This is a genomic window from Catonella sp. (assembly GCF_057250765.1).
Genome location: NZ_DBHIEC010000005.1, coordinates 141135 through 152555, shown reverse-complemented (window position 1 = coordinate 152555; position 11421 = coordinate 141135). Strand labels below are relative to the sequence as shown.

Below are 11421 nucleotides of genomic sequence, written 5' to 3'. Positions count from 1 at the left end.
TAATAATATAATTGCCAAATAATAATTTTTCGTTTTTAACTTCATATACTTTTCCTTTCAAAAAGTCATATAGCGGCCATATAATGAGTTATATGACCGCTATAGTCAGGATGTTAGTTTTTAGTTGTTTTTCCGCTACCACCAAAACATCCACATGAGAAGAAGGTTCGATCATAAGTAACATATAGATACAAAGGTCTCCATTTTTATTTAGATATCTGTTGAAGATTGATAATTTATAATCTATGCAATTTCTCATATTTTTAACATCTCCTATAATAAATTTATATATTTAATCCAATTATAAACTTGAGTTAAAGGTAATATATTATTGATAAACTTATTATAAGTCTCTTGTTTATCGATAATACTAAAGCAAGTTCTCTTCCTCAAAGGGATATATTCTATACCTTGGGGTTTGTTGATATATCCACATTATATCTTAATATCAAAATATCACCATACCAAAACCTGTTTTAAAAATATCAGGTTTTAGTATGGTGGTTGTTCTATATCCATAATAAGATTGTATCATCAAATTTATGGAGGTTTTTCATTATGAGAAAAAAGTGTAGAAAAGTTGCATTAACATTAGTTTTGACAGTTTTAGTCTGCAATACTGTCTGTCCCCACCTAAAACCTAGTATCTCTTCGACTAATACAAAAGAATATATATCTCCTTTTGCTATACCCAATGCTCCAATTCCTATAGACGAGTACTAATCTTTGTCTATAGTTTCACCATACCATTCTTTATAAGCCTCTCTTAACGGGGCTTTTTCTTTTTCTCCAGCCTTCATTAACTCCATTATTCTATAACTTTGTCTATACTTTTCTTTATTAGTTGTGTTATCCCCAGTCATTCTGTCATTGGTGTATGTCTTTTCTTCAACCAAATATCCCAGCTTATCTCCTCTGTTACATTTGATATAATACTTTATAGCTTTATCGGCTAAGCTAATAGCGTCATCAAACCTGTTCATTTCCTCATAATAAGTACATAGATTGGTATATAATAACCCTATTGGTCTTCTATGATTTCTATCTGTTACCTTGCTTCTCTCATATCCTTTTTTTAGATTTTCAAGTAAATCAAGACTCTTGTTTATATGCCCAGTCTGTTTATAACATACAGCCATCATATTTATTATCTTAGCCTCTAAGTCAGTAGTTACGAATCTTCCCAGGTTCTCAAGGTGCTTATCTTTTCTTGTTATTAGAAATGCATTTTCCAAATCAGCCAGCACTTCTTCCACAGGCTTTCTTTTTAGCATATTATCAAATAAGGCTTCCATAAATGCCATGTACTGCCTGTTCACCTTACTTTCCTTAGATAGCTGTTTCTTTAACGACTTAAATAATATTTCTGCCTCTTTGTATTGATGCTTTGAAGTAAGTCTAGATATGTCTCTTTCCATTTCAAGCAAAAATGGGCTATCCACAGCAAGCCTTGTCTGAAGGCTATCACTTTCAAGGTCAAAATGCTCTTTTATAGATGCAAATGTACCTTTTTTAGGGGTTGACTTGCCATTTTCTATCCTGGATATGGTCTTTACATCTATTCCTATGGCTTCTGCAAGCTCCTCTTGAGAATACCCTGCCAAGTCTCTTTCATCCCTTAACAGCTCTGAGATAAGGTAAACACTGTTCTGTCTGTAGCTTTCCCACAGCCTTATATCCTCTGTCTCCCAAGGTTCATTATACTCTGCATACAGCTCCTTTAGTGCATCCCGCTTTTTCTTCCAAGAACTATATACATTCTTAGCCCTGTCCTTGGCAAGGAATAGCAGTCTGTCTAATAACTGTGGCAGATGCAGCAGCAAGCCATTATCCGTCAATGCATCGATTCCACCTAGAGTAAGCTCTAAGGCTTCTTCGTACTGATTATTCTTTATCGCACTTTCACCTAGCAGCCAGGCAAGTTTGCTATATATATTCGTCCTTACTTCTTCATCATCGTATTGTTTCTCTACATAGTCTAATAGTCCTCTTGCATATATGCTTATATTTTTATTCTTAACTTTCATTTCTTCTCTTAGCATAAGCATCAGGAGAATCATCTCCTCTTCTCCAAGCAAGAAATCACTTAGCTTATCCATCTCAAATCTATCAAGCACTGCCTTAAATGCCTTGTGATAAAGTTCCAAGGCTTCTTCGTGCTTTCCATAGCCCTCAGACAGTATAACTCCCCTTGTTTCAAGCACATATTGCATATGGAGCGGGCTGCTTAAGTCAGCTGCTGCCTCATATTCACTAAGAATATATTCGGCCTTAGCATAAGCCTTTTCTACTAGCAGTTTGCATATCATTTCCCTCATAATAAACAGGGTGTCGTCACTTTCATTGTGCAAAAGTGTAACCTTGTTTACTGATATTCCAAGTCTCTGAAGTATCCTCTCCACTAAGAAGAAACTCTGCTTGGTGTCTCCATTTATAAGCCGTTTAAGTGAGGTAGTAGTGCATAACCCCTCAGTCAGCTTTTCAGGTAAAATACATTTTTTATTTATCTGGTATTTTATTATATCTCCGATTGTAAGTTCTTTCATTATAACCTCACATACATTTAAATCTATGATTTTTATGTATTAAGGATATCATCTTGTTACTGTAATTTCAAGCGTTTAGCCACTATTGTTATCCTATTATATGCTCAGAATTATCTTGACATAAGGTCTGATTTTAGCTTACAATATCACTCAATCTAAATAATAATTTTACCTGATAGGAGGCTAATGAAAACTATAATAGAAAGATTTAAAAAATTTTTCCTCTCTATATGGAAGGAATTAAAAGACCTGAAAACTCTTGTACTGTTTTTCGCTGTTGTACTCGTCATTTATTCCCCTGTTTGGGGTGGATACCTTATATATGCCATCTTCCGCTATCCTTGGAGCTTAACAATGGCTACAGTCTGTCTTGCTTTTTGGGCAGGCCCTTTTACCCCCTTCTTTCCTATCTGCATTGCTGTTACGCTTGCAATCAAAAGAGGTGTGAAAAGAATTCGTAGGATAAAGCAGAATAAACGCTAAAAGCAGTGGACTTATTGTCAAGCCTTATCTCTCCCGAATCCTGGCGTATCATTTTTAATATACAGTTTATTAATGTCAAATTTTGATATGATGAACTAAGTCTATCCATAGTATTATTGCATCATCAAATTTATGGAGGTTATGCATTATGAAATTACCTTACTTTCCATGGTGGCTGTTTCTTTAGAAGCTTAAAATAGTTATCCCTCAACTTTTTTACAAGTAATTTCAAATTTCCTGTTGATGTCAGTTAGCTTTACACTCTTTGGTTTTACTGTTCAAAAATTCAGAAAAAGAGCTTGCACCAATTTTCCTTCTCTTTTTCAGCATTTCCGCCCAAATAGCATTGCCCTCCTCCTCGGTAATTAGTTTTTTTCTAAAACACTTTCATTTTCAACCCATAGAAATGCACAAATACAGTCTGTGTCAAAAAATATAGAGTTAGTCAATAGACACATCCCCCTCCCCGTCAATTCCAAAAACTATATCATTTCTAAATGCATCCAACAACAATTCTTCATATTTGCCTTGTGATATTCTGTCTTCCTCTAGAAGGTTCTCTGCTGCCGATATGTAGTGTCCAAAGGTTGTACTCTTATTAATGTCTGAATTACGATATAAAGCAGTATCATAGCCGAGCTTAGCGGCCTTCTCGATAACTCCTGTTTCCATATCTTTGATTTGTGTATCCCTTAGATAACCCTCATTCAATAGTCTATATAACATAGCTTTATGACTTACACCATAATACTGTCCTATTTTTATTATATCTTCCAAAGTAAGCTGTATTTTATTTCCTTTTTTCATAATATCTTGAATCATAGCATACAGTGATGATGGTGGAATTAGAAAATATGACGCGAACTGGTCAGCCTTCTTCTCATTTTCATCACCACCTCCTATCAAAATAGAAGTTATAGAGTTTGTTGTCGCATCATCAAAATATAAATGATAAAGCTCATGTGCTAAAGAGAATCTCTGCCTCCCTAATGACATATCTGAATTGATAACTATTACATTTGAAGCCTTACCCTTATAACAAACTCCACTAATATTATTGCCAAGCGAATGAAAAACAAGTGTGAGATTATCTATCTTTTGAACCAATTTAAAAATATCAATAGGTGACTCACTATCTTCTCCTAGTTTTTTTCTAAGATTCGATGCCTTATTGTTCAAATCCATTTTATCAATCATTTATAGCACCTCCAACATAGAGTCCATTTCAAATTGGTTCAGTACAATCTTATTGATTATTGCCAAAGATTTGAGGTCTTCCGCGGTTAAATTATTACTTCTAAAAGAAACCCTACATCTTTGTTCCGGATTTTTCCCATATAAAATATAGTCTACAGTACAGCAAAATAACACAGATAATTTCTCAATCACATCTGCTGTGATATTTCTTTCCCCCTTTTCGATTTTTGCAATCATGCTTTGGTCTAATGATAAATACTCAGCAACTTTACTTTGAGTAAGTTTTGTTTCATCTCTAAGAGCTTTAATTCTTTTTCCAATTTCTACCAAGTTCATCATATCCATTTCCTCCTATACCTTGTGTAGACTTATAATATCAGATTTTTGTCATAAAGTAAATAGTTGTATATTATAATTTTATGACACGTTATTTGAAAAAGTAAAGTCCACATTAGTATGGATTTTACTTTTCCCCATAACCAAACCCCCTCGCTACCTGCGAGGGGGTTGTTACTGTCTTAAGTATTTATATACTATCTTCTTTTCTTAAATGCATAGCCTAATCCTATAAGTCCAAGGCCTAATACTTCAAGATATTCGCTGCTTGTACCGCCTGTTTTAGGAAGCTTTTCAACCCTAATATGCACATCCCGCGTATAAATTCTAAGCCATCAGGTTAATGTTTCCTTTTGTTTACAGGCTATTTCACCTTGATTTTAAGTTTTGCAAGCTGTTTAGCACTAAGTTTCTTGCCATTTACCAAGACTTCAAGTTTGATTTTGCCGTTTTTAAGCTTTGCCGCCTTAAATGTAGCCTTAGTCTTTACAAGCTTATTAATAGCCTTGATGTTCTTAGCATTTAAGAATACAGTAAAATCCTTACCTCTGATTTCAAATGAGCTTACCTTCTTTAATACAAGCTCAGAAAAAGCCTTAGAGGTAATTACCGCACTTATCTTTGTCTTATTCTGTGGAAGAACCACGCTCTTATACTGAGACTTGGCAAGTCCTTTAAGAGTACCTCCACCTATTATCTTCTTTGCAGAAGGAAGTGTGAGAATCTGCTTATCTGTGGCACTTCCCTTAGGTATCTCAGCTTCTGTGACTTCTGTTACAATAGAAGGTCCAACCTCATACTTTATCTCTTCTACCGGCTCCTTAGGTATAACAGGAGCTACAGGTATAACAGGAATACCTGAATTAGAAGTATCAGGCACTGCAGGCTTTGGTTCCGGCTTTGGCTCAGGCTTTGGTTCTGGAGCCTTTGCCTCTTCATATTCAACCACAAACTCTGCAAGCTTGTACCAGTTGCTTCTTTCCTTAGTTATCTTAATCTGTACCTCTGTGGTTACAGGCTCTTTACCGGTCTCGACTTCTACAACAGTCTTGTCAGTTCCTTCAATCTCGCCTATCTTTGTCCAGCTTTCTCCGTCTTTTACTTCAATATCAGCTTTACCTATGAAATCGTCTTCCACATCCTCAGGATAAACTATCGTTACTTTCTTTACCTTTACAGGCTTAGTGTAAGTAAGCTTTATCCAGCTTCCCACCTGCTGTGCGGATGAAAACCAAGCAAAAGTATCTTCTTTTCCATCAACGATGTTTCCAATCTTAAAAGGTCTATAAGTTGATTTGTTGGCAGAAGGTTCGGCTAACAATGGCACATTAAGAAGTCCGTCAAGTGCATTTACTGCCTCTTTTAACTGCTTAAGCTTTGCTTTAGCCTCCTCAATATCTATTTCCTTTTCTGTTAAGACTGCTTCTGCTGCCTCAAGTGCCTTATCAAAGGCTTCCTTCTTATCTTCGGTTGCATATCTGTATTCAGACTTTTCTTTAAGTCCTCTTGCAGATGAGATTTCATCCCATAGCTCACCAATTTCCTTAGGGTCTTCATCGTTAGGGATAACCATTATCTTAAATGTAGCTTCCTTGGTAAGACCGCTTACCTTTACTTCCTTTTCGCCAATTGCTGATGTATCAGGTTCTTCAACACTAAATCTCTCGTCTGCAAGAGATATTGTTGTTTCGTTTCCCCAGTATGAATATTTCACTTTTACTTCATAATCAGCCTTATTAAGCTTCGCAAGTCTTTTTACGGTATTACCTGCTTTAGGAACAACCCTAAGTCCAAGTGCCGCCAAGTCAATCCTTATCTCTGTCGTACCCTCTTCATTTACATAGGCGCTTCCCTTCTTAGGTATAATCTGACTGCCCCAAGATGATGAATTGCTTATCTCATAGTCATACTTCTTTCCCTTTTCAAGAGTGTAGCTATATGTCTGGTTTTCTTTCGAAGAAGGTGCTAATACAGTTCCTTTCTCATCCTTAAGCACGAAGTTGATATATGCATATTCATCCATTATCAGCTTAAAGTTATAATTTACGACTTTCTCGTTCTTATGAAGCTTCGCATAGATGTCCTTTAATTCCTTTACAAGGCTTGTTACCTTCTCTTCATTTCTCCTTAATGTATTGATAACAAGTTCGCTCTGGGCGAGCTTCTCCTTAAGTTCATCAAGAATTTCTTCAAGGTTTTCATTGTCATACAATATCCTTGAATTAGCTCTGTTGTAAGCAATCTTAGAATATTCAGCTTTAAGCTTTATAAGCTCTTCCTTATATGCCTCATCATACTTTATCTTGACCTCGTTTGTATTGCCCCTGTAGTCCTTTAAGATAAGGCTTATCTCACCCTTGTTTGCAGGAAGTGTGAGAGGGCTGTGGTAGTTAGGAGTGACACCTCTCTTATATGTGCCAATTTCTTTAGCCACTTCCTCTCCGTCCTTCTTAAAGCTGATGGTTACTTCATACCAGTCTCTTGTAAGAGGGGAGCGGAGTGAAACCTTGTTTGCCCCTGCCCAAAGCACATCATCCTCAGTCATAGGCTTAGCAAAGCCATCATGAAGCCTTCCCCTGTAGCTTATACCATATTCACTGTTTAGTGGTCTGATAGTAAGGTCATAAGCGTATCCGTCTGTTACTCCCGGAACAGATACAACTCCATTCTCAGCTTCAGTTTCTGCTTTGTATTCTACAGCTGTCTTATCATCTGTGTACTCTTTGATAGGGTTTACAACAGCCTCATACTTACCGGCCTCATCATTACCCTTCTTGAAACTAAATGATATCTTCTCCGCTTCTAAAGCCTCAGCAGGAAGCCTTACTTCATTGCCGTTTATCTGCACATCAGGAGTGATTTCAGATACTTTGACATCTGTAGGAAGCTTTGAGAAATCTACAGTCTTTGTGGCAGCCGCACTTTCTTTACCGTCTTTTCCTACTTTGACAAGGCTGAATGTAATTGTCTTGCCCTTGTCAAAGAAATAATCCTTTACATAAAGCTTCTCGTCATATATTCCGCCAAGGAAATGCTTCTTTCCTTCGCTTTCAGCATAAACACGGTATTTATCTACATTGTCATAGCTGTCTATTTTCCATGAAAATACCATCTGTTTATCATCATATATGCGATCTATCTTGAAGTTTTCCGGTGCAGAAATATTATCATCGGTATCAGAAACCGAAATTCTGCCTATATTCATCTGATAGTTCTCTGAAGTTCCCTCAAATACAAGGCAGATAGCAGCTATCTTTCTGCCCTTGTATGCAGCAAGGTCTACCTCAGCACTCTTATACTCATCGCTCTTTGCCTCTGTTCCTGCTACTTCAACTTCAGTTATTTTAGCAGGCTCATCCTCAAATATAAGACCAAGCTTCATCTTTGCCTCATCAGAGGAGGTCTTTCTGTATACAAGTCTTGCCTTGGTTGTATCTGTTACATCAAGAGCAGTCTTGTACAGCCTTAGAGTATTCTTTGCTGCAAGAGGTCCGTATACAACAAGAGAGCTTCCGCCATTGTAAGCGCAAATCTGGGTAAAAGGTAACTCTCTCTTATGACCGCTTGTGTCATTTCTTACTTCTTTTTCACCAAAATCAAAGTCAGCCTTTAGCTTGCTTCCCTCTGATTCAAACCACCACTGCCAGCTAGGTAGGATGTCCTGGTCATTAAGGTTGGTCCAAGCCTCATCGTTTACAGCCTTGCCATCGACAAAGTACTGCATACCCTTACCGATATTGAATTCGGTGTAGAATTTATTTCCTCTTACTACTGAGCTCTCAGCCTTAAAGTCTGCTACTCCAGGCCAATAAGAGGCATCATTTACATCTACATCTTCTCTCTTGTAGCCCTTGTGGCTGCCTGTATCCTTAGGATCACAGGTAACTCCTGAGAAATACATACGCTCTCTCTCGGCTACCATCCACTGATATTCAGGCCTCTGGTGTACAGGTAGAGAGTTCTTTAAGCCAAGCCTCTCCTCAAGTCCGTCTATTCCTCTCTGATACATATCACTAGGTGTAAAGAGGGCTATACTGCAGAGCGGATTCTTGTCTGTTTCAGATGTATAGGAGTTCTTAACAAGGTTGTTGTTCGCTACAAATCTTCCCTGATTAGCCTCTATACCGAGGAATACCGCCTTGTATGGATCTACTCCTATCTCCTTTGCGTGTTCTACAAAGCTGTTTACTCCTCTCCAGCCGTAATTTACAAATACGGAGTCATGTATCTTTTTATACTCATCATTTTTAAGCCACTGTGACTTGGCCGCCCCAAAGCTTGAGTCCGTGTTATAAAACTGGGTATATAGGCCCTGCTCTGAGAGATATGCCATAAACTCTTTGAAGCGTTCATCTGATCTCTCTTCGTTGTTAAGGAAATATCCATCTATTCCATACTCTTCTGCAAGTGCAACAAGCTTCTTTGCCACCTTAAATTTCCCGTCTGTATCTCTTACAAACATCTCATTGATTGTCTGTCCCGGGCGGAAATGCGGATCGAAGTATACGCAGGCTACAGCCTTTACTCCGTTTTTATGCGCCGCATTGATATATGCCTGATTTGGGATGTTGACTATACCAAACTCAAAGCCTCTTGCCCTCCAGTCGCTGGTTACAGGGTTGTAGAGAACATCAGGTACGCCTATGGTAGCGGCACCATGCCAAGGGCAGAAATAATCAGTGTACTGCCAGAAATTAAAAGCCACATTGCCATAGGAATTATTCGCTATGGTACTGTTAAAAAATGAGTTGCCATAGTCACCCTGCATAAGCATGACCTCTGTCTTGTCATTAAGCCCCGGATTGGCCTGTGTTGCACTAAAAGCCTCATTCCTCTTCTGCAGTGGAACTCTCGCCCTCATAAGGTCTGAGTAAGGATCCGTCTCCTTATCCCAGGTTTCGATATTTCTAACGGTATAACCGCTAAAATGTGGTTGAGCTGACTTGATTTTCGCCTCGCCAATATCCGGCCAGGTGTCAGCGTAAGCCACATCCCCCATCGATACACCCGCAAAAGCGGATACCGCCATACTCATGATACAAATCTTTGCAATTTGTATCTTCTTTAGTTTCCTCATAATGCCTCCTTTTGTTGAATATGTTGATTAATAAAATACCTCACACTTAAATATACTGCATTGTGCAAAATATTGCAATAATATTTGGAATTATTATAATTATTTTGTGGATTGTGTTAGATTTTATGCTTATTATTTTGTGCATTTTGAATAGTGTAAGCATAAAAAAGAAGCCCCTAAAAGGGACTTCTTTTTGCTTATTCACTCTTTTCAGTAGCTTTGTCAGTAGCTTCTACTACATTGATGGTACAGATATCATATTTGCCGTTAGCAATTTTTGAAACGATGTGAGTCTTGCCTACCTTTTTAGCAAGTATCTTACCGCTTGCACTTACTGCAGCGATATCAGGGTCAAGACTTGTGAATATCCCGGTTTCCGCCGTAGTATTTGGCTTAAGTATAGCCTGCAGCGTCTTTCTTTTGCCAACCTCAAGTGTAACTTCACTTAAGGTAAGTCTTATACTTATAGCAGGGGGACCTACATATACATTACACTTAAATACGGTGTCTTCTTTAGCTGTCTTATCCTTAAGGGTAACAGTAACTGTGGCCTCTCCCACTTTAAGTGCAGAAAGTTTACCCGACTTTGAAACACTCACAATGCTGTCATCACTTGACTTAAAATACGCCTTCTGATTCTCTGTCAAATTGTAGACTTTCAAATTGAACTGGCTCTCTGTTACAAGAGAAACCTCTGTAACATTAAGCTTTGGTTCTACAACGTTCTCCTTTGTCAGTACCTCCCCGGCATACAGTTTTATTCTGTCATTGCTAAGGGACAAAATCAAACATAGCATAACCACGACTGACAGAGCTACTTTTTTAATAAGATTTTTCATCTATAACCTCCGTCTGTCCTATGACATTAACATAATACAATCAGATTTTGTCATAATCGTGTCATTTTATATATATTTTTGTAACCTCTGTTTAACTTGCAACTATGACCAAAAAGCACTATAATTAATAATATGCACATAAAATCGATGGCAATCCAGTGTCATAAGGTGTAAAATACCGATATAATACAGCATAACATTAAAAACAACCGAAAGGAGTGCATAGACTATGCATAATATATTGATTGCAGATGACAATGCTGATATCACACAGGTGCTTGCTGCCTACACAACCAAGGAGGGATATAATCCTGTCATTGCAGCAGACGGAGAAGAGGCTCTAAGGCTGTTTGACGAAACCAACCCTTCAGCCGTACTTCTTGACGTAATGATGCCTAAGATTGACGGCTATGAGGTCTGCCGTAAGATTCGTGAAAAATCAAATGTACCTATCATCCTTGTTACAGCCAGAGGAGAGGGCTTTGAGAAAATAATGGGACTGGATATAGGCGCTGATGACTATATAGTTAAGCCATTTAGTCCTAGCGAGGTTATGGCAAGGCTTAGGGCTGTACTCAGAAGAATGGTTACCCCTGAGGCCTCAGCCAATGTAACCAGTGAGAATTATATAAAGATTGATAACCTTGAGATTAACCTTGACGAGTATTCTCTGAGCATTGGAGGCAAAAAGCTCTCCCTTACCAAGAAGGAAATCGAGACCATGTGGACCCTTGCTGAGAATCCAAACAAGGTATTTACAAGGGACAATCTCTTAGACAGCCTCTGGGGCTTTGACTACTTTGGCGACAGTAGGACTGTTGACTCACATATCAAGAGACTCAGGGCAAAGCTTGATGAAGTCGAGCATCCAAACTGGTGCATAAAGACCATCTGGGGTGTGGGCTATAAGTTTGATATTGAGTCCAACGGTTAACAGGAGGGC

Annotated in this window: 8 protein-coding genes; 2 read left to right on the top strand and 6 right to left on the bottom strand. The window is 38.0% G+C overall.

Going from position 1 to position 11421, the window contains the following annotated elements:
* Nucleotides 1-719: 719 nt before the first annotated feature.
* Nucleotides 720-2546: a helix-turn-helix domain-containing protein gene (locus ACO6HM_RS04330; protein ID WP_485389937.1), complete on the bottom strand. Its 1827-nt coding sequence runs from the start codon at nt 2544-2546 to the stop codon at nt 720-722.
* A gap of 186 nt (nt 2547-2732) precedes the next feature.
* Here ACO6HM_RS04330 and ACO6HM_RS04325 point away from each other — a divergent pair, with 186 nt between their 5' ends.
* Nucleotides 2733-3029, top strand: coding sequence for a hypothetical protein (locus ACO6HM_RS04325; RefSeq protein WP_485389936.1), 297 nt, complete (start codon nt 2733-2735; stop codon nt 3027-3029).
* 441 nt (nt 3030-3470) lie between these two features.
* On the opposite strand, the gene ACO6HM_RS04320 is transcribed toward ACO6HM_RS04325, so the two are convergent.
* From ACO6HM_RS04320 to ACO6HM_RS04300, 5 genes are all read right to left on the bottom strand, one after another.
* Nucleotides 3471-4226, bottom strand: coding sequence for an ImmA/IrrE family metallo-endopeptidase (locus ACO6HM_RS04320; RefSeq protein WP_485389935.1), 756 nt, complete (start codon nt 4224-4226; stop codon nt 3471-3473).
* Nucleotides 4227-4565 (bottom strand): helix-turn-helix domain-containing protein, encoded by a 339-nt coding sequence (locus ACO6HM_RS04315; protein WP_485389934.1) that lies wholly within the window; start codon nt 4563-4565, stop codon nt 4227-4229. It lies immediately after the preceding gene.
* A gap of 194 nt (nt 4566-4759) precedes the next feature.
* Nucleotides 4760-4873 (bottom strand): LPXTG cell wall anchor domain-containing protein, encoded by a 114-nt coding sequence (locus ACO6HM_RS04310; RefSeq protein ID WP_485389933.1) that lies wholly within the window; start codon nt 4871-4873, stop codon nt 4760-4762.
* Between the two features lie 53 nt (nt 4874-4926).
* On the bottom strand, nt 4927-9639 hold the full coding sequence (locus ACO6HM_RS04305) for an endo-beta-N-acetylglucosaminidase (RefSeq protein ID WP_485389932.1): 4713 nt from the start codon (nt 9637-9639) through the stop codon (nt 4927-4929).
* 197 nt (nt 9640-9836) lie between these two features.
* Nucleotides 9837-10478 (bottom strand): Ig-like domain-containing protein, encoded by a 642-nt coding sequence (locus tag ACO6HM_RS04300; RefSeq protein WP_485389931.1) that lies wholly within the window; start codon nt 10476-10478, stop codon nt 9837-9839.
* A 229-nt stretch (nt 10479-10707) separates the two neighbouring features.
* On the opposite strand from ACO6HM_RS04300, the gene ACO6HM_RS04295 reads away from it, so the two are divergent.
* Nucleotides 10708-11412 carry a response regulator transcription factor gene (locus ACO6HM_RS04295; protein ID WP_485389930.1) on the top strand — a complete coding sequence of 235 codons (705 nt, stop codon included), beginning with the start codon at nt 10708-10710 and terminating at the stop codon, nt 11410-11412.
* The last annotated feature ends 9 nt before the right edge of the window (nt 11413-11421 follow it).

What these genes read in the sequence shown, in the direction of transcription:
- ACO6HM_RS04315 (WP_485389934.1), bottom strand. Translation starts at nt 4,565, where the DNA reads ATGATGAACTTGGTAGAAATTGGAAAAAGAATTAAAGCTCTTAGAGAT.
- ACO6HM_RS04300 (WP_485389931.1), bottom strand. Translation starts at nt 10,478, where the DNA reads ATGAAAAATCTTATTAAAAAAGTAGCTCTGTCAGTCGTGGTTATGCTA.
- ACO6HM_RS04325 (WP_485389936.1), top strand. Translation starts at nt 2,733, where the DNA reads ATGAAAACTATAATAGAAAGATTTAAAAAATTTTTCCTCTCTATATGG.
- ACO6HM_RS04320 (WP_485389935.1), bottom strand. Translation starts at nt 4,226, where the DNA reads ATGATTGATAAAATGGATTTGAACAATAAGGCATCGAATCTTAGAAAA.
- ACO6HM_RS04330 (WP_485389937.1), bottom strand. Translation starts at nt 2,546, where the DNA reads ATGAAAGAACTTACAATCGGAGATATAATAAAATACCAGATAAATAAA.
- ACO6HM_RS04305 (WP_485389932.1), bottom strand. Translation starts at nt 9,639, where the DNA reads ATGAGGAAACTAAAGAAGATACAAATTGCAAAGATTTGTATCATGAGT.
- ACO6HM_RS04295 (WP_485389930.1), top strand. Translation starts at nt 10,708, where the DNA reads ATGCATAATATATTGATTGCAGATGACAATGCTGATATCACACAGGTG.